Here is a 17,476-nt window from a genome sequence, read left to right as displayed (position 1 = left end):
ATGGCCGCCCCCCGCTTCGCGCTTTCCGACACGCTGCAACGGCTAGGTCGCCCGGGTGCGCTCGGCATCGCCTTGCTGGTGGTCGGCGCGAGCCTCGCGGCGTCGACCTTGTGGCCCTCGTGGCAGGAGCTCACGCGCCAGCGGGCCAGGCTCGCCGCGGCGCAGGAACGCCAGCGCACGGCGGCCGCGCGGTCGCCGCTGGCGGACGACTCGCCGGCGGGCCAGTTGCAGGCGTTCTACGCGCTCTTCCCGGCCCACAACGACGCCTCCCAGTCGCTTTCGCACATGTTCGCGGCCGCCAAGGAAAGCGGGCTGCAGCTTTCGCGCGGGGAATATGTGATCGTGACGGATCGCCAGACCGGCCTGGTCGCCTACCGCATGACCCTGCCGGTGCGGGGCGCCTACCCGCAGGTGCGCGCGTTCGTGGCCGCCGCGCTCAAGGCCGTGCCGGCGCTGGCGCTGGATGAACTGGCGTTCGAGCGACCCAAGATTTCGGAGACTCAGGTGCAGGCGCGCGTGCGCCTCACGCTGTACCTGCGGCTGGCACCATGAAGAAGAGTGCCCGGTTGCTGTTCCTGCTGGGCTTCTCCGGCATCGGCCTCGCGGCCCTGGATCATTACGCCGCGAGCGATACGGGCGAGCGCCGCAAGGACGGTGCGAGCCGCGCCGTGGCGGCGACGCCGGCCCGCGCGGCGTCTGCCGTGCGCCCGGCGCTGTTGCGCGAACTGGAGGCGCTGAAGGTCGCGCGGGGGCAAGCTCCGGGGGCCGAACTGTTTCCCGCGAAGTCCTGGCAGCCGCCGCCGCCGCCGCCCGCACCGCCGCCTCCACCGCCGCCGCCGCCCGCGCCCGTCGCGCCGGTGGCCCCGCCCCTGCCCTTCGTGTTCATGGGCAGGATGTTCGATGCCGACCCGCCGACGGTCTTCCTGGTCAAGGGCGAACGCGCCTACCTGGTGGCGCAGGGCGAAGTGATCGACGACATCTACCGGCTGGAAAAAGTGGAACCCGGCCAGTTGACGCTGCGGTATCTGCCGCTCGATGCAGTGCAGACGCTGCCGGTAGGAGAAAAACCATGAATCGGAGTGCGGCCATGCGATGGCTTGCGCAGCGCTGCGGCCTCGTCGTCGGGGCCCTCGTCCTGGTCGCCTGTGCCGGCCCCATGTCGGACCGCGACGGCCTGGCGCTGATCGTCGACGGCCAGTACGAGCAGGGCCTGGAGAAGCTGGAGGAAGCCGCGAAGTCGGACCCCAACAACGTGCCCCTGCGGATGCGCCTGTTGACGACGCGCGAGCGCGTCGTGGTGCAGCTCCTGGCCACGGCCGAGAGCGCGCGACTGGCCGGCGACGTGCGCGAGGCCGACGCCCGCTACCGCAGGGTGCTCGCGATTTCGCCGGGCGACACGCGCGCCTCGGAGGGCTTGCGGCTGCTGGAAAAGCGCGACCTGCACGGCGAGATGGTGCGCCAGGCGCAGGCGGCGATGAAGAACGGCGACCTGGAACATGCGGAAAGCCAGGCGTTGAAGATCCTGATGCTGAGCCCGAAGCACCCTGGCGCCACGGAGGTGCTGGCGCAGGTGGAGCGCGTGCGGGCCCTGGACGGCATGGTCCCGCCGCAGCTCAAGTCGCGGCTCACCAAGCCAGTGAGCCTGGAGTTCCGCGACGCCAACATCAAGATGGTCTTCGACGTCCTGTCCCGCATCAGCGGCATCAACTTCCTGCTGGACAAGGACATCAAGAGCGACACCAAGGTCACGATCTACGTGCGCAACGTGGCGGTCGAAGACGCGATCGACCTCACGCTGGTCCAGAGCCAGCTCGAAAAGAAGGTGCTGTCGGACAACTCCGTCCTGATCTACCCGAACACGCCGCAGAAGGTGCGCGAGTACCAGGACCTGGTGGTGCGCGCCTTCTACCTGGTGAACAGCGAGGCCAAGCAGACCGCCGTCGTGCTCAAGAGCATCCTGAAGCTCAAGGACATGCACGTCGACGATCGCCTGAACATGATCCTGGTGCGCGACACCCCCGAAGCGATCCGGCTGGCCGAGAAGGTGATCCGGGTGCAGGACCTGGCCGAGCCCGAAGTGCTGCTGGAAATCGAGGTGCTCGAGATCAACCGCACGCGCGCGCTCGAACTGGGCGTGAGCTGGCCCGACACCTTCACCTGGCTCGTGCCGGACCCGCGCAACATCACGGTGGCCGACCTGCCGTTCAACCAGCACACCACGGCCTCGCGCGTAGGCGTCAACTCCACCGTTCTGGCGAAGCTGAAGGCGGACAGCAGCATCGCCAACACCATCTCGAATCCCCGCATCCGCATCAAGAACCGCGACCGGGCGCGCGTGCTGGTGGGTGACCGCGTGCCGATCATCACGGCGACCATCACGCCCGGCTCCACCAACCCCGTGACCACCGAGTCGATCTCCTACCTGGACGTCGGGCTGAAGCTGGAGGCCGAGCCGGTGGTGCTGCTCGACGACGACGTGCAGGTCAAGGTGGCCCTGGAAGTGAGCACGCTGGGCGAATCGGTGACGACGAATTCGGGCTCCGTGGCCTACCGGGTGGGTACGCGCACCATCAGCACCCTGCTGCGGCTGAAGGACGGCGAGACCCAGGTGCTGATGGGACTGATCCGCGACGAGGAGCGCAGGACGGCCAGTGGCGTGCCGGGCCTGATGGAGATGCCGGTGCTGGGTCGCCTGTTTTCCATCCCCCGCGACGAGCGCCAGAAGACCGAAATCGTCCTGTCGATCACGCCGCGCATCATCCGCAACCTGACGCGGCCCGATGCGCAGGAGATGGAGTTCTGGTCCGGCACCGACGCCAACATGAAGGCCCGGCGGCCGGTGCTGCAAAGCGGGATGGCGACGGGCGCGGTCGCCGTCACCACCGCGGCGGCGGGCACGGGCACGGGCACGGGCACGGGTGCGGCCACGGCCAACGCCGCCGCCCCGGCGCTGCCCGCGCCCCGGCAGGATGCCGCGCTGCCGCCGGTGGCCCGGGCGCCGGAGAGCGCCGCCGCGGTCAGCGCGCCTCCCGTGACGAACACGCCGCCAGCGGCGCTCCAGCCGCTGCAGGTGACCTGGCAGGCGCCGCCGAGCGCGCGCGTGGGCGAGCAGTTCGTCGTGGGCGTGCAGGCGAACGCGCCGTCGCCGCTCGCGGGCGCCGCGGTGTCGCTCCGGTTCGACCCGTCCGCGCTGGAAGTGGTGGGCGTCGAACAGGGCGACCTGCTCAAGCAGGGCAACGTGGAGAACCGCTTCAACCACACGACGGACGCACTCGGCGGACGGCTGGCCGTCAGCGTCGCGCGCCCGGGCGCGGACGGGGTGCAGGGGCAGGGACGGCTGTTCAACGTGACCTTCCGCGTCAAGCGGCCGGCGCCCCAGTCGCAGATCCTGTTGACCAGCATGTCGCCGCTGGCCCCCGACGGAAGCCCGGTCCCGTTCAGCGTGAGCGGGGCCCTGTCGATCGCCTTGCAGCCATGAAGCTGGCGGCGGCGCGCGGATTCACGCTGATCGAACTGATGGTGACGGTGGCCATCGTGGCGCTGCTCGCCAGCGTCGCGCTGCCGGTGGCGGAGCTGGCCGTGCGGCGGCACAAGGAACAGGCCCTGTACTCGGCGCTGCGCGAGATCCGCGCCGCGATCGACGCCTACAAGCTGGCCGTCGACCAGGGCCGCATCCGCAGGAGCGCGGAGCAGTCGGGCTATCCGGAGTCGCTCGACGCGCTGGTGACGGGCGTGGAGGATGCGCGCAGCGCGAAGCAGGAAAAGATCTATTTCCTGCGCCGGCTGCCGCGCGACCCGCTGTTCCCCGAGGCGGACGCCCGCGCCGCCGACACCTGGGGCAAGCGAAGCTACGCGAGCCCGCCGGACGCGCCGCGCGAAGGCGATGACGTCTTCGACGTGTATTCGCTGTCGCCGGGCACCGGCCTGAACGGCGTGGCCTACCGGGACTGGTGACCGATGGCCGCACCCAAGACCCACAGGCGCCGCGCCGGCTTCACGCTGATCGAGCTGCTGGTGGTGATGTGCATCATCGCGCTGCTGCTCGCGGTAGCGGTGCCGCGCTACTTCCACAGCGTGGCGCGGGCGCGGGAGGCGGTGCTGAAGGAAAACCTGACGCTGATCCGCGACGCGCTGGACAAGCACTACTCCGACACGGGGGCCTACCCGCCCAACATGGAGACGCTGGTCACGAAGAAGTACCTGCGCAAGCTGCCGGAGGACCCACTGACGGAGAGCGCCACCACCTGGGTCGTGATCCCCCCGGACAAGTCGGAAAAGGGCGGCGTGTTCGACGTCAGGAGCGGCGCGCCGGGCAATTCCCTGGCCGGCGAACCGTACGCCGCATGGTAGGCGCCGCGCGGCCCGCCCACCGCGCCCCACGGCAGCGCGGCTTCACCTACGTCGCGCTGGTGCTCGCCATCGCGCTGCATGGTGCCGTGATGGCGGCCGCGGGTTCGGTGTGGCACGTGGCGCAGAAGCGCGAGCGCGAGCGCGAGCTGCTGTTCATCGGCGACCAGTTCCGCAGCGCGATCCGCGCCTATGCCCAGAGCGGGCCCGGCACCAAGGGACAGTTGCCGCGGACGCTGGACGACCTGCTGCTGGACCCGCGCTTGCCAGGAACCAGGCGGCACCTGCGAAAGATCTTCGTCGACCCCATGACCTGGAAGGCGGAATGGGGCCTGGTGACGACGCCGGACGGCAGGGGGATTCTCGGCGTCTACAGCCTGTCGGAGGAGGCACCGCTCAAGACGGGCCGGTTCCTGCCGGCCGACCGCGCTTTCGAAGGCGCGGCCCGCTACTCGGAATGGAAGTTCGTGTACAAGCCGCAGTGAGCGGCGGTGCGGCGGCCGCGCGCTATTCGATGCTGCTGGCCAGTTCGAAGATCGGCAGGTACATCAGCATGACGATGATGCCGATGAGCACGCCGATCACCGTCATCAGGATCGGTTCGAACAGCTTGACGAACCAGTCCACCCAGCGCTCCATCTCCTCGTCGTAGAAGTCCGCCGCCTGCTCCAGCATCTCACCCAGTTTTCCGGAGCGCTCGCCCGCGCGCAGCAGCTTCAGGGAAACGACGGTCGTCAACCCGGCCTCCTCCAGCGCACGTGACAGGGGATGGCCTTCGCTGACGCGCGCCGACACTTGCGTCAGGCGTTCGCGCATGTCGCCGGTCAGCAGCCCCTGCACCATGTCCAGCGAAGCCAGGATCGGAATGCCGCCGCGCAGGGTCATGCCCAGGGAACGGTAGAAGCGGGCCAGCTGGTACAGGAACACGCGCTCGCGCACGGCCGGCATGCGCGCCACCACGCGGCCCATCCGGGCGCGCACGTCGGGATGCCGGACGGAAATAACCAGCAGCGCGATCGCCGCGCCTGCGCCGATGGCGAGCGGCACCTGGTGTGCGGCGAGAAACTTGCCCCACAACATCAGCACCTGCGACAGCCACGGCAGCTTGTGGCCGATGCCCTCGTAGACCACGCTGAACCGGGGCACGACGTAACCCAGCAGGAACAGCATGGCCGCCGTCCCCACCGTCAGCAGCAGCGCCGGATAGATTGCCGCGCTCGCGATCTTCTTCTTCACCTGGTCCACCTGCACGTGGTAGCCGATGTAGCGCGACAGGGTCTCTTCCAGCTCGCCCGTGCGCTCGCTGGAACGCACCAACGCGATGAACAGGCCGGGAAAGGCGGAGGGGACAAGGGCCAGTGCCTGGGAAAACGACTGACCTTCGTGCAGCGCGCAGGCGACGCCGTCCAGCACCTTCTTGTGCTGCGGCTGCTGCTCCTTGTCTGCCAGGGTTTCGATGGTGTCGATCAGGGGCAGGCCGGCGCGCAGCAAGGTCATCAGCTCCCGGGTGAAGAGGAGCAGCGGGAAAGCCTGCTCACGCGTGCGCGGTGCCGGGAACCAGTCCGACTGCGAGGTGATGGAAAGGACGCGCAGCCCCTGGACGCGGGCCATCAGCTCCGCCTCGGCCTGCGTCGGCGCCTCCAGCACCGCCTCGACAATGCCGCCCCCCTTGCGACGTGCCTTGAGCTGGAATCGCATGGCGGCTACCCGTTCACCGGCAGTTCGCGCAGCGTGCAGCCGGACGCCGGATGCCGGAGGCTAGGGGCATGTGACGTGGGCTGCATGGCAAGGCCATGCTAGACAGCGCATCGACGCAGGACTTGAGGCAAGTCAACGCCACGCAGGGCCATCGTTGATATCCAGAGAAGTTGGGATCACGCAGCGGAGACGGACCAGGCTGCCGCTGCTGGTGGGCCCATCGTTCGCTCAACCTTGAATGCCATGAGGACCGTCGCTTGCTCCAGAGGAGTCGCCCTGACCGTGCTGGTCAGTATCGGCGGCGGCCTGGGCTCGCTCTTTGTTCCATGCACGGCACGGGCCGACATGTTCATCTATACGGATTCGAGCGGGGCGCAGCATGTCACCAACATCCCGGGCGATGCCCGCTACCAGCTCGTACTGCCCGAGGGCGGCACACAGCCCCAGGCGCCGGCTCCGGTCCCTGCCCCGCAGCGCGAGGCGGGCCGTGAGCGCTATGCGCTGCCGGTGGCGCAGGCGGCAGCGGACACGGGACTTCCGGAAGGCTTGCTCCACGCGGTCATCAAGGCCGAGTCGAACTACGACGCCGACGCCGTGTCGCACAAAGGCGCAGTGGGGCTGATGCAGCTCATGCCGGAAACCGCCCGGCGCTTCGGTGTGCTCGATGCGCGCGATCCGGCCGCCAATGTTCTCGGTGGGGCGCGCTACCTCAAGACCCTGCTCGCGATGTTCGACGCCGACCTTGCGTTGGCACTGGCCGCCTACAACGCCGGCCCTGCCGCAGTGCTGCGTAGCGGACGCGCGGTGCCACCGTATGCCGAGACGCAGCGCTACGTTCCCCGCGTGCTGGACCTCTATGGACGCGAGGGCGGCCACTGAGCGCTGCATTCGCGCTGGAAGCGCGCGATGATGCGATCGGTCAGAGATTTCCCAAGGGGCTCTGCGACTTCGCTTCGGCGACCTGAGGCGATCGCGTGCCAGCATCGAGGTTCATGACCGGTGCCCTCAGACCCGACCACCGCGGCGCGTACAGCAGCAAGACTCCGCCCGCGGCGATGCCCGCCACCCACATGCAAACAAAGGAGAACAGCACTACGCCCAGCGGGTGGATCAGTTGCAGCTTGAGTCCGATCATCAGCATGGCCTGGGGTAATACCAGCTTGGTGAAATCCTCCATGCCACACAACAGCATGGTCCGGCGGCCCAGCGCGCGCAGCAACTGCACGCCTTCGATTGCGCGAGCAATTGCGATGTTGGCGACTACGACCACGATCACTGGCAGTACGCCGAGGCCGGTTGCCGCCAACGCCTGCACTCGCCCCATCGGGAAGCGTTGCAGCGCCGCGAACATGGGCGCCGTGCCGCAAAAATAGAGCCAGACGGCCGCCGCGACCGCGGCGATTCCCACTGCAGGGAACCATGCATGGTGCACCACCCGACGCAACAGCGGAAAGGCAGCGTGGCCGAGGGCGTACCAGAAAACGTAGTACAGAGCGCTGTCCGCATTCAAGGCCCAGGAAGGGGTGGCCAGCGGATTGGCTGTCAAGCCGTGCTGCGATATCAACAGGCAACCCGCCCCGAAAGCGAGTCCGGCGAGTGGATTGCGTGTGAACCGCAGTACCACAGCGTGAGCAATGGCGACGATGAACAGGCACGGGAGGAACCACAGCGAACCAGCAGGAGTCTGATTGCGGATGCCGACCGCAAAGGCCGTGAGAGCGGCCTGTGTCTTTTCCCAAGGCCAGTCATTGAAGAGGACCAGCGTGATCGTGTACAGGAGCGCGAAGAATACGTACGGCGCAAGCAGCCTGCGCGCAAGACGGACGGCGGTCGCCGCGATGCTCTCGTCTGCCCTTGCAAAAAATCCGGCCGCAATGAAAAACAGCGGAACGTGATACAGGAAGACAAACGGGTACAGCTTGCCCCCAACCTGTCCAAAGTGCCCGATGTAGATCGCCAGCATTCCAAGGAAGCGAAGGCTATCCACCCACGCGACTCTGCCGTCCCCGCCGCCTGAGGAGCTCTTCGGGCTTCGCGGCGTCCAGAACAGATGGCGAGGGCGGTCGTGCACAGCGGGAATTTTGCCCGAAGAACGCCCACGTCCTGCGTCGGCTTCAGGTCCGTGCGTAATCCTTGCGTGAGCGTCTACAACGCTCATAGGCGAGCGTGAATAGCCCGCAGCCGCACCTTGCCCTTCACCACGGTGAGGAACTGCTTCCCGGCGAGCTGGCCCATCTTGTTGGCGAAGCTGCAGGAGCCGTAGGCAAGCAGGCTCTCGGTCTCGCTGTAGCCGCCCGGATACAGCAGGATGTCACCCGCGGGGGAATGACTGGTGTGGTTCTCGAATCCCACACCGAGCTCGAAAGTCGCCCAGCGGGATCCACACGGCTTCGCCGCTTCAGCGAACGTGGATCAGCTTCTGCCGTAGGGCAACAGCTTCAGGAAGGCTTCGGTCGTGCGCGGGGGTGTCCGAACCGGTCTCGGCGACGCCCGGCACCTTCCCTCCTGATCGTGAACCTGCTGCCCGAGGAGCGGCCGCGCACACCGCGCTGCGAACGGCCGTTCGCAATCGGCCGATCGCAATCGCTCAGTAGCTGGACTTGGCGTGCTGGTCCCGGTACTCCTTCTTGTCAACCTTCTTGGCATAGTCCTTCTTCTCATCCTTCCTGGCGTACTCCTTCTTGTCATAGCCCTTCTTGTCAGGGTGCAGGTTCGCCTCGTGTCGCTCCTTCGCGGCGTCGAGGTTGGCCTGGTGGCGCTTGTCCGCCAGATCCAGGTTCCTTTCATGCCGGGCGGCCGCAGCCGCGAGATTCTGGTCATGCCGCTTGTCGGCATCCCGCAACGCCTGCTGATGCCGGCGCTCCGCATCGCTCAGTCCGTGATCGTGATCGCGATCGTGATGCCGGTCCGAGTCGTATTCGTTCTTGGCGTGACCAGGCGGCATGCAGCCGTTGTCCTTCTTCATCAATCCCGGCGGACAGCCATGAGGACGCGCCGCGTCGTACCCATGGTCGCGGTCGCCAGCTTGGGCGAGAGGAATGCACGCGAATGCGCCTGCGAGAGCAATTGCTAGAAACTTGGTCATTGGATACTCCTGCACTATGTGGTTTCGCCTCTTGTTCAACGAAACGTCGGCAGGCGCAGGCGTCGGACAAGGTCCGTTCCCGCACGCAGCCCCGAGGCACACGCTTCGTAGGGTAGTTCCTGCTGCTTGCGGGCGAGGCGTGAACCGTCGTGTCCAGCATCCCGCCGCGCGCGTGGCTTACGTCACCTCGAAAGCGACGGCGACAGCCACTTTGTTTCCAAGATTCGATCTCATGGAACCGGGCTCCATTGGGGTCTCCATGAGAGCCAGAGTAAGCCGGGGGAGACGAACGCATGCAGGGGCGAAGGCGCTCCGCTGCGTAGGTTGAAAGCAAGCAAGCGGAGAGCAGCGCGCCTACCCCATGCAACGCCAGCGCCTTGCCAAGCCGTGAATGCAAGAGGCAGTGCGGATCAGCCTCCGCCAGCACACGGAGGCGCTGCGATGACGCCTGAGGCAGCACTTTCGAAAACGCGACGGCTTTCTTGCGAACCGGGCTTCGGGTTTTGACGTAGTCCTCTGTCGCGACAGCGGCCCGGGGAGCGACGAGGGCAGGGATGGATTCAAAGCAGCTGCCATGCTTGTGGCGGTCCGACACGGGTCACCTACTGACAGGCGGGCGGCAGACGTGTCCGGAATGTCGTATGATGATCGTCATGCGAGTTGAAAAGCACTGCGCACGAACGGCTGCCAAGGAGGCCTCCCACGAACGCATCGTGTCCGTGGCCGCGCGGGCGATCCGCCGCAGCGGGTACGACGGGACCGGGGTCGCTGAAATCATGAAGCAGGCCGGCCTCACGCATGGTGCCTTTTACGCGCACTTCCCTTCACGCGAGGCCATGCTGGCGGAAGCGTCGAACCGGGCTTGCGCGGAGTCCGCCGCGGCGGTTGCAAGCGTGGTGGCCAAGGTACCGACGGAGCAGGCCCTGGGTTCCCTGCTTCGCGCCTATCTGTCACGGGAACACCTCGAGAATGTCGAATCGGGCTGCCCCCTGGCCGCGCTTGGCTCCGAGACCGCGCGCCAAGCACCGGAAGTCCGTCGAACGACCACGCAGCACGTCAAGTCGATGATCGACCTGGTCGCTCGCCAAGCGCCTGGCTGCGGGCAGCCCGGCGCCCGCGAACGCGCACTCCTCACCGTCTCCGCCATGGTCGGCACATTGCTCCTGGCTCGCGCAGTCGACGAGCCCGCACTGTCCCGGAGCCTGTGTGAGGCCACATTGAAATTCCTGGCGCCTGCCTGAATACATGGAGACGCGGCGCTATTCGCTCGCCCATTAATATGACGATCATCATACGACGCGACAACGCGCCAAGGAACGAGTCATGAAAGCCCAGGTGCTCCGTCGCTACGGCAAGAAGCGCGCACTCGAATTGGCGGACATGCCGACTCCGGATCTGCGCGATGACGAGGTCCTGGTCCGGGTCCATGCAGCGGGCGTAAACCAGCTCGACTCCAAGCTCCGGGATGGGGAGTTCAAGCTCATCCTGCCCTATCGCCTGCCGCTCATCCTGGGCCACGACGTCGCCGGCGAAGTCGTCAAGGTCGGCGCGCGCGTGCGGCAGTTCAAGCCAGGCGACGAGGTCTATGCGCGAGCGGATGATTTCCGGATCGGCACATTCGCTGAATTCGTGCCCGTCAGGGAAGCGAGCGTGGCGCTCAAGCCCAAGGGGCTGACGATGGAAGAGGCGGCTTCCGTCCCTCTGGTCGCCCTGACGGCGTGGCAGGCACTCGTCGCCAAGGCCAACTTGAAGAAGGGGCAGACAGTCTTCATCCAGGCGGGCTCGGGTGGCGTGGGCACTTTCGCCATCCAGTTGGCCAAACATCTGGGTGCAACCGTGGCCACCACGACGAGCGCGGCCAATGTCGCACTGGTGAAGAGCCTGGGTGCAGACGTGGTCATCGACTACAGGACGCAGGACTTCGAAGAGGTCTTGGCCAACTACGACGTGGTCCTGAACAGCCAGGACAGCACGACGCTCGAAAAGTCCCTGCGCGTGCTCAAGACGGGCGGGCAGCTCATTTCCATCTCCGGGCCGCCGGACCCGGATTTCGGCAAGCAGATCGGTGCACGTGCATTCGTGAGGCTGGTGATCCGATTGCTGAGTGCAGGCATCAGGCGAAGGGCGAAGAGCCGCGGAGTCGCTTACTCGTTCCTCTTCATGAAGGCGAATGGAAGCGAACTGCGCGAGATCACCCGGCTCTTCGAGGCCGGCGTGATCCGCTCCGTGATCGATCGGGTGTATCCGTTCGCGTCCACCAACGAGGCACTTGCGTACGTCGACGCAGGCCGCGCGAAGGGCAAGGTCGTCGTCAAGCTCCTGTGAGCTCGCATCCAGGTTGAATTCGTTCCTCTCCTGTCTGGAGTATCCATGAAGATCAAGAACACCGTCGCGCTCGTCACGGGCGCCAATCGCGGCATCGGGCTGGCATTCGCGCACGAACTGCTCGCCCGGGGTGCCCGCAAGGTCTACGTTGGGGCACGCGACGCGGCGAGCGTCACGCAGTCCGGCGTCCAGGCCTTGCGGCTCGACGTCAACAAGCCGGAGGACGTGGCAGCCGCGGCGGCGCAGGCGTCGGATGTCGCGCTCGTGGTCAACAACGCCGGCATCGCGCAGCCTGGAGGCTTTCTTGCGCCGGACAGCGAAGAAGTCGCACGACGCATCTTCGAGACCAACTTCTTCTCCATGTTGCGCGTGAGCAAGGCCTTCGCGCCCATCCTGAAGGCCAACGGCGGCGGCGCGTTGCTCAACGTGCTGTCGGTCGCCTCCTGGGTCAATGGCGGAGAACTGGCCGCTTATTCGGCAAGCAAGTCCGCGGCCTGGTCCCTCACCAATGCGCTGCGCCACGAACTGGCGGCGCAGAAGACGCAGGTCGTGGCTCTGCACATGGGGTATGTGGACACCGATCTCACGCGCGGGCTGGATGCGCCCAAAAGCAGCCCCGAGGAAATCGTCCGGCGTGCGCTCGACGGGCTGGAGGCTGGCCTTGATGAAGTTCTGGCCGATGAACTCTCGCTGCAGGTCAAGCGCGGGATGACGGCGACTCGGCCGAGTTACCTGCCGCAGCCGTCCTGAACCAGATCCCTGCCGCACGCGCAATCTCTCGCCCGGCCACCCTCATCCAAGGACCCTCATGCTTTTCGAACCTCTCGCGACGCCCTCCCTTCAACTGGCCAATCGCGCCGTCATGGCGCCGATGACGCGCAGTCGTGCCGTCGATGCCAACACGCCCAATGCCCTGATGGCCGACTACTACGGCCAGCGGGCCACGGCGGGCCTGATCATCACCGAGGGCACCTCGCCCTCGCCGAACGGCCTGGGCTACGCGCGCATCCCAGGGCTCTTCAACGATGCCCACGTGCGAGGCTGGAAGCTGGTCACCGACGCGGTGCACGCCAAAGGCGGCAAGATCTTCGTCCAGCTGATGCACACCGGCCGGGTGTCGCATGTCGCGAACCTCCCGCCTGGCGCCGAAGTGCTGGCGCCCACGGCCGATGCGTGCCCCGGCCAAATGTTCACCGACGCGCAGGGGATGCTGCCGCACAGCGTTCCGCGAGCAATGACCGGGTCCGACATCGCCCATGCCATCGGCGAGTTCACGAATTCGGCGCGGCTGGCGCTGCAAGCGGGATTCGACGGGGTCGAACTGCATGCTGCCAACGGCTACCTGATCGAGCAGTTCCTCAACGCCAATGTGAACCGGCGCACCGACGGGTACGGTGGCAGCGTCGAAGGCCGCAATCGCTTCGCGCTGGAAGTCGCCCGCGCGACGGCCGCTGCGATCGGTGGGGATCGTGTCGGGATCCGGCTTTCACCCTATGGCGTGTTCAATGGCACGGGGAGCTTTCCCGAGGTCGAGGCCCAGTACCTGGCGCTCACCCAGGAACTGTCCGGGCTCGGATTGCTGTACCTCCATCTGCTGGACCACTCCGCGCTCGGGGCGCCGCCCGTTCCCGCCGATTTGAAGAACCGGCTCCGCGCTGCATTTCACGGCCGGTTCATCCTGGCCGGGGGCTTCGATGCTGCCACTGCCGAAACAGCGCTCAAGGCAGGCCAGGCAGATCTCATCGCGTTCGCGCGCCCCTTCCTCGCCAACCCCGACCTCGTGCATCGGATGCGAATCGATGCAGCGCTCAATCCCGTCGACATGGCGACGTTCTACACGCCGGGCCCCAAGGGCTACATCGACTATCCGGCCCTTTCCGCCTGAAGGACGACGGTGGCGCTGCCTGGCGAAATCGGCGGGCGCGCTCCAAGGCGCGGACCTGCGCCCCTGAAATGGATCAAGGAGAGTCATGAAATGACTGCAGACGATTTCAACAGCGCAGGCGTTGGCAAGCTGCCGGGCTACCTCGGAATTCGCGTGCTCGCGGTCACCGGTCGCGAGTTGCGGGCAGAGCTGTCCGTTCGGTCGGAGCTGATGGCACCGAACGGGTATCTGCATGCAGGCAGCCTGGTCACGTTGGCTGATACCTGTTGCGGCTACGGCTGCCGCGCCAATCTTCCCGAAGGCGCGAGCGGCTTCACGACGATCGAGCTGAAATCCAATCATCTCGGCACCACGGTCGACGGCACGATCGATTGCCTGGCGACTGCCGTGCACCTCGGGAAGACGACGCAGGTCTGGGACGCCGTGGTCACGCATCGTGAATCGGGCAGGACGCTGGCGCTGTTCCGCTGTACCCAGATGGTCCTGTATTCCAAACAGCCAGATAAACGGGGGATGTAACAAGCCAGGCTGGCAGGCTTTGTCCGTCAGATCTTTATTCCTGCCCGACAGACCTTATAGCCACGCAACAGCTGATGGAAGAAGACATGGTCGTCCGAAGCTTTCCCTGTGAAGTTCGCGCCGCCAAAGTCCGTCGGAGGGCTCCAGATCCATCGCGTCGAACCGGACGGCGATGAGGCACAACATGGAAGTCGACGCGGACGTTCGATAGGCCCTAGCGTCCTCGTCCCAGCGGATTGGTAGACGCATAGGTTCCAGCACAGCGGGCCACGGTGAAGGGCGCATCCTGCCACTGCTGGCGCTGAAGCAGCCGCTGCTGCGGGGCTTGCCCTGCCAAGCGCCAGAGCTGGGCATCTGCAACAGCGCTCACGCGGGTACCCGGCGCGTGGAGATGCGCACTGTTTCCGGGCGGAACACAAAAGCCAGCGCCAGGATGGTGAGGCTGACGCCCGCCCATTGCCACGGCGTGACCACTTCGCCCAAGGCGATCACGCCGGCCGCCAGGCCGATGACCGGAACGCCCAGGCTCAGCGGCGCCACCCGGTTGGCGGGATGGCGCTTCAGCAGGCCCGTCCACATCGCATAGGAGACGATGGTCGCGAACCAGCCCAGGTACAGCACCGCGGCCCAGCTCTGCCAGCCTGCATTGCGCAGGGTGTCGGCGTGCAGTCCAGGGTCCATCAGCAGGCTGAGGATGCAGAACGGAGCTATGGGCACGATGGAGCTCCAAACCACGAAGGCCGTGGCGTCGTTGGCTTGGCCCTTGGGGATGCTTTGCGTCGCCTTGCGCACCACGATGTTGGAGATGGCCCACATGCCCGCGGCCGCCAGGTTGAGGAGCAGGCCGGCCGCCGTCACGCCGCCCGCGGTGTCGCGCAGGACGCCGGTGCCGAAGCAGAACAGCGACAGCGCCGCCAGCCCCAGCCCGATCTGCAGGTTTCGGCCGGGACGCTCGTGCAGGAACAGGAAGCTGAAGAGGACAGTGTAGAAGACCTGCGTCTGCATCAGCACCGAGGCGAGTGCGGCGGTCATGCCGACCTTCAGCGCCATGAACAGCAGGCCGAACTGGCCGACGCCCTGGGACAGCCCGTACAGCAGCAGCCATTTCCAGTGCACCGGGGGCCGGCGCACCAGGAACACCAGCGGAAAGGCGGCGACGACGTAGCGTGCCGCCCCGAGTTGGAACGGGGTCAGCGCCTGCAGGGCGTACTTCATCGCGACGAAATTCAGGCCCCAGATCAGGACGACGCCGAAGGCCGCCCCGTAGTCGATCCAGCCGAAAGAGTTGCGGGAGTTCATCGATTCTTCCTGTGCCTGTCGATCAGCCGCGGGCGCGCAGCCCGCCCATCAGCACGTACTTGGTTTCCATGTAGTCGTCCAGGCCGTAACGCGAGCCTTCGCGGCCGCAACCGGACTCCTTGATGCCGCCGAAGGGCGCCAGTTCGGTGGAGATGAGGCCTTCGTTGACGCCGACCATCCCCACTTCGAGCCGCTCCGCCACCGACCACACGCGGGCCAGGTCGCGGCTGTAGAAATAGGCTGCCAGGCCCACGCTCGTGGCGTTGGCCAGGCGGATCACCTCGTCCTCGGTCTCGAAGCGGTAGCAGGCCGCGACCGGGCCGAAGGTTTCCTCCTGCGCCATCTCCATGCCCGCTTGCGCCTCGGCGATCACGGTCGGCTGGTAGAAGGTGCCGCCCAGCGCGTGCGGCTCGCCGCCGCACAGGACGCGCGCCCCTTTTTCGCGGGCGTCGGCCACGTGCCGGCGCACCTTGGCCAGGGCCGCCTGGTTGATCAGCGGGCCCTGCTCGGCGCCGGGCTCGGTGCCGTGGGCGACCTTCAGCTTGCGCACGGCCTCGGCCAGTCGCGTGGTGAATGCCTGGTACACGCCCTGCTGCACGTAGAAGCGGTTGACGCACACGCAGGTCTGGCCCGTGTTGCGGAACTTCGATGCCATGGCGCCGGCCACGGCCGCATCGATGTCGGCGTCGTCGAAGACGATGAAGGGCGCGTTGCCCCCCAGCTCCAGCGAAACCTTCTTCAGCGTGTCGGCGGCCTGGCGCATCAGCAGCTTGCCGACGCGGGTGGAGCCGGTGAAGGAGACCTTGCGGACCACGTCGCTGCGCATCCAGGCCTCGCCGATCGCCGCGGCGTCGCCGGAGACGACGTTGATCACGCCATCCGGCAGGCCGGCCTGCATCCCCAGCACCGCCAGCGCATGCGCCGACAGCGGAGTTTCCTCGGAGGGCTTGAGCACCACGGTGCAGCCGGCGGCCAGCGCCGGCCCGAGCTTGCGGGTGACCATGGCCAGCGGGAAGTTCCAGGGCGTGATGGCTGCCACCACGCCCACCGGCTCCTTCAGCACCATGATGCGAGCGTCCGCCTTGTGCGAGGGAATCACGTCGCCGTAGGCGCGCTTGCCCTCTTCGGCGAACCATTCCAGGAAGCTCGCGGCGTAGGCGACTTCGCCGCGGGCTTCGGCCAGGGGCTTGCCCTGTTCGGCCGTCAGGATGGCGGCCAGCTGGTCCTGGTGGGCCATCATCAGGGCAGCCCACCGGCTCAGGATGCCGGCTCGGTGCTTTGCCGTGGCGGCGCGCCAGGCAGGCAGGGCGGCGGCGGCGACACGCACGGCGGTATCCGCCAGCTCCGCGTCGGCTCGGACCACCTGAGCCAGTTCCTCGCCGTTGGCGGGGTTGGTGACGGCGTAGCGTTCGCCGGATTCGACCCACGCGCCGGCGATCAGCGCGCCGGTGCGCAGCAGTTCGGAAGAGAGCATGTTCCCCTTCTTCAGGCCATCGCCTGGCCGCCGTTCAGGTCCAGCGAAGCGCCGGTGATGAAGGCGCTATCGTCGCTGGCCAGAAACGCCACCGTCGCGGCGACGTCGTCGACCTCGCAGTAGCGGCGCACGGGGATCGTGGCCAGGACCTGCTCGCGTTCCTCCGCGGTGCGCCGCTCGGACCACAGGCTGGAAGTGCGCTCGGTCATCACCACGCCCGGGCAGATGCTGTTGACGGTGATGCCCATGGGGCCGAACTCCTGCGCCATCTGGCGCGTCATGGAGGCCACCGCGCCCTTTGCCGCCGCGTAGTTGGCGCCGGCGATCAGGCTGCCGTAGCGGCCGGCCTTGGAGCCGAAGTTCACGATGCGCCCGTAGCGCTTGGCAATCATGCCGGGCAGCACCGCCTTGCTGGCCCAGACTGCGCCCATCAGGTTGAGGTCCATCACGCGCTGCCAGTCCGCGTCGCTTTCCTGCATGAACTGGAAAGGGGTGTGCAGCGAGCCGCCCGCGTTGTTGACGAGGATGTCGATGCCGCCGACCGTCACTGACACTTCTTCGATACGCTGCGCTACGTCCCCGGCGTCGGAGGAATCCATTACACAGGAGTGCAGCTGCACGCCGGCCGCCGCGGCGATGCCGACGGCTTCTTCCAAGGCACGCGCGTCCCGGTCGGTGATGCAGACCCTGGCGCCTTCGCCGGCCAGGCGCACGGCGGAGGCGAAGCCGATGCCGCGCGCCGCCCCGGTGAGCAGGGCCACCTTGCCGCCGAAGCGCCGGCAGCCGCGGCCCGTGTCGCCGCCGGCGACCTTCACCGGGCCGCCGTAGTTGATTTCCGCCATCG

At 67.0% G+C, this 17,476-nt stretch carries 18 protein-coding genes and 1 pseudogene; 12 read left to right on the top strand and 7 right to left on the bottom strand.

Annotation, left to right across the window (positions count from 1 at the left end; genetic code table 11):
* The 6 genes from JJ685_RS17830 to JJ685_RS17805 are packed head-to-tail and all read left to right on the top strand — an operon-like array spanning window position 1 to window position 4,832.
* On the top strand, window positions 1-552 hold the full coding sequence (locus JJ685_RS17830) for a hypothetical protein (protein ID WP_201675664.1): 552 nt from the start codon (window positions 1-3) through the stop codon (window positions 550-552).
* A complete protein-coding gene (locus tag JJ685_RS17825; RefSeq protein ID WP_201675663.1) occupies window positions 549-1,073 on the top strand; it encodes a hypothetical protein in 525 nt (174 codons plus the stop codon). The genes JJ685_RS17830 and JJ685_RS17825 overlap by 4 nt, the downstream gene beginning before the upstream one ends.
* On the top strand, window positions 1,070-3,478 hold the full coding sequence (locus JJ685_RS17820; RefSeq protein WP_201675662.1) for a cohesin domain-containing protein: 2,409 nt from the start codon (window positions 1,070-1,072) through the stop codon (window positions 3,476-3,478). Before JJ685_RS17825 ends, JJ685_RS17820 begins: the two co-directional genes overlap by 4 nt.
* Window positions 3,475-3,954 (top strand): type II secretion system protein, encoded by a 480-nt coding sequence (locus JJ685_RS17815; RefSeq protein ID WP_201675661.1) that lies wholly within the window; start codon window positions 3,475-3,477, stop codon window positions 3,952-3,954. Before JJ685_RS17820 ends, JJ685_RS17815 begins: the two co-directional genes overlap by 4 nt.
* A gap of 3 nt (window positions 3,955-3,957) precedes the next feature.
* On the top strand, window positions 3,958-4,350 hold the full coding sequence (locus tag JJ685_RS17810) for a type II secretion system protein (RefSeq protein ID WP_201675660.1): 393 nt from the start codon (window positions 3,958-3,960) through the stop codon (window positions 4,348-4,350).
* A complete protein-coding gene (locus JJ685_RS17805) occupies window positions 4,344-4,832 on the top strand; it encodes a type II secretion system protein (protein WP_201675659.1) in 489 nt (162 codons plus the stop codon). The genes JJ685_RS17810 and JJ685_RS17805 overlap by 7 nt, the downstream gene beginning before the upstream one ends.
* 22 nt (window positions 4,833-4,854) lie before the next feature.
* On the opposite strand, the gene JJ685_RS17800 is transcribed toward JJ685_RS17805, so the two are convergent.
* Entirely contained in the window at window positions 4,855-6,045 is a 1,191-nt protein-coding gene (locus JJ685_RS17800) for a type II secretion system F family protein (RefSeq protein ID WP_201675658.1), read from the bottom strand.
* A gap of 282 nt (window positions 6,046-6,327) precedes the next feature.
* Between JJ685_RS17800 and JJ685_RS17795 the strand changes: the two genes are divergently transcribed.
* The gene (locus JJ685_RS17795; protein ID WP_330901798.1) at window positions 6,328-6,924 is read left to right on the top strand and encodes a lytic transglycosylase domain-containing protein; all 597 of its coding nucleotides are present in this window, start codon (window positions 6,328-6,330) and stop codon (window positions 6,922-6,924) included.
* 40 nt (window positions 6,925-6,964) lie between these two features.
* Here the strand turns inward: JJ685_RS17795 and JJ685_RS17790 are convergent, their stop codons facing one another.
* The 3 genes and pseudogenes from JJ685_RS17790 to JJ685_RS17780 all read right to left on the bottom strand — a co-directional run bounded on the left by JJ685_RS17790 (window position 6,965) and on the right by JJ685_RS17780 (window position 9,130).
* Entirely contained in the window at window positions 6,965-8,203 is a 1,239-nt protein-coding gene (locus JJ685_RS17790; protein WP_269117416.1) for an acyltransferase family protein, read from the bottom strand.
* Window positions 8,200-8,508 (bottom strand): annotated as a pseudogene (locus JJ685_RS30440) (DUF3830 family protein); the annotation flags it as partial. The gene JJ685_RS17790 and the pseudogene JJ685_RS30440, both read right to left, overlap by 4 nt.
* 124 nt (window positions 8,509-8,632) lie before the next feature.
* Window positions 8,633-9,130, bottom strand: a complete 498-nt coding sequence (locus tag JJ685_RS17780) for a hypothetical protein (protein WP_201675656.1) — start codon at window positions 9,128-9,130, stop codon at window positions 8,633-8,635.
* A 641-nt stretch (window positions 9,131-9,771) separates the two neighbouring features.
* Here JJ685_RS17780 and JJ685_RS17775 point away from each other — a divergent pair.
* The 5 genes from JJ685_RS17775 to JJ685_RS17755 all read left to right on the top strand — a co-directional run bounded on the left by JJ685_RS17775 (window position 9,772) and on the right by JJ685_RS17755 (window position 13,859).
* Window positions 9,772-10,371 carry a TetR/AcrR family transcriptional regulator gene (locus JJ685_RS17775; protein WP_201675655.1) on the top strand — a complete coding sequence of 200 codons (600 nt, stop codon included), beginning with the start codon at window positions 9,772-9,774 and terminating at the stop codon, window positions 10,369-10,371.
* Window positions 10,372-10,453: 82 nt separating this feature from the next.
* Window positions 10,454-11,455, top strand: coding sequence for an NADP-dependent oxidoreductase (locus tag JJ685_RS17770; RefSeq protein ID WP_201675654.1), 1,002 nt, complete (start codon window positions 10,454-10,456; stop codon window positions 11,453-11,455).
* A gap of 45 nt (window positions 11,456-11,500) precedes the next feature.
* Window positions 11,501-12,205, top strand: coding sequence for an SDR family oxidoreductase (locus tag JJ685_RS17765; RefSeq protein ID WP_201675653.1), 705 nt, complete (start codon window positions 11,501-11,503; stop codon window positions 12,203-12,205).
* A gap of 58 nt (window positions 12,206-12,263) precedes the next feature.
* Window positions 12,264-13,340, top strand: coding sequence for an alkene reductase (locus tag JJ685_RS17760; RefSeq protein ID WP_201675652.1), 1,077 nt, complete (start codon window positions 12,264-12,266; stop codon window positions 13,338-13,340).
* 90 nt (window positions 13,341-13,430) lie between these two features.
* The gene (locus tag JJ685_RS17755; protein ID WP_201675651.1) at window positions 13,431-13,859 is read left to right on the top strand and encodes a PaaI family thioesterase; all 429 of its coding nucleotides are present in this window, start codon (window positions 13,431-13,433) and stop codon (window positions 13,857-13,859) included.
* A 366-nt stretch (window positions 13,860-14,225) separates the two neighbouring features.
* Here JJ685_RS17755 and JJ685_RS17750 read toward each other — a convergent pair whose 3' ends face one another.
* The 3 genes from JJ685_RS17750 to JJ685_RS17740 are packed head-to-tail and all read right to left on the bottom strand — an operon-like array spanning window position 14,226 to window position 17,474.
* On the bottom strand, window positions 14,226-15,158 hold the full coding sequence (locus tag JJ685_RS17750) for an EamA family transporter (RefSeq protein ID WP_201675650.1): 933 nt from the start codon (window positions 15,156-15,158) through the stop codon (window positions 14,226-14,228).
* Window positions 15,159-15,180: 22 nt separating this feature from the next.
* Window positions 15,181-16,632, bottom strand: coding sequence for an NAD-dependent succinate-semialdehyde dehydrogenase (locus tag JJ685_RS17745; protein ID WP_201675649.1), 1,452 nt, complete (start codon window positions 16,630-16,632; stop codon window positions 15,181-15,183).
* A gap of 11 nt (window positions 16,633-16,643) precedes the next feature.
* Entirely contained in the window at window positions 16,644-17,474 is an 831-nt protein-coding gene (locus JJ685_RS17740) for an SDR family NAD(P)-dependent oxidoreductase (RefSeq protein ID WP_201675648.1), read from the bottom strand.
* Window positions 17,475-17,476: the final 2 nt, after the last annotated feature.

The organism is Ramlibacter monticola (assembly GCF_016722785.1).
GTDB lineage: Bacteria > Pseudomonadota > Gammaproteobacteria > Burkholderiales > Burkholderiaceae_C > Ramlibacter > Ramlibacter monticola.
The sequence above is the reverse complement of the archived record's forward strand: the minus strand, read 5'-3'. Positions and strand labels throughout refer to the sequence as shown.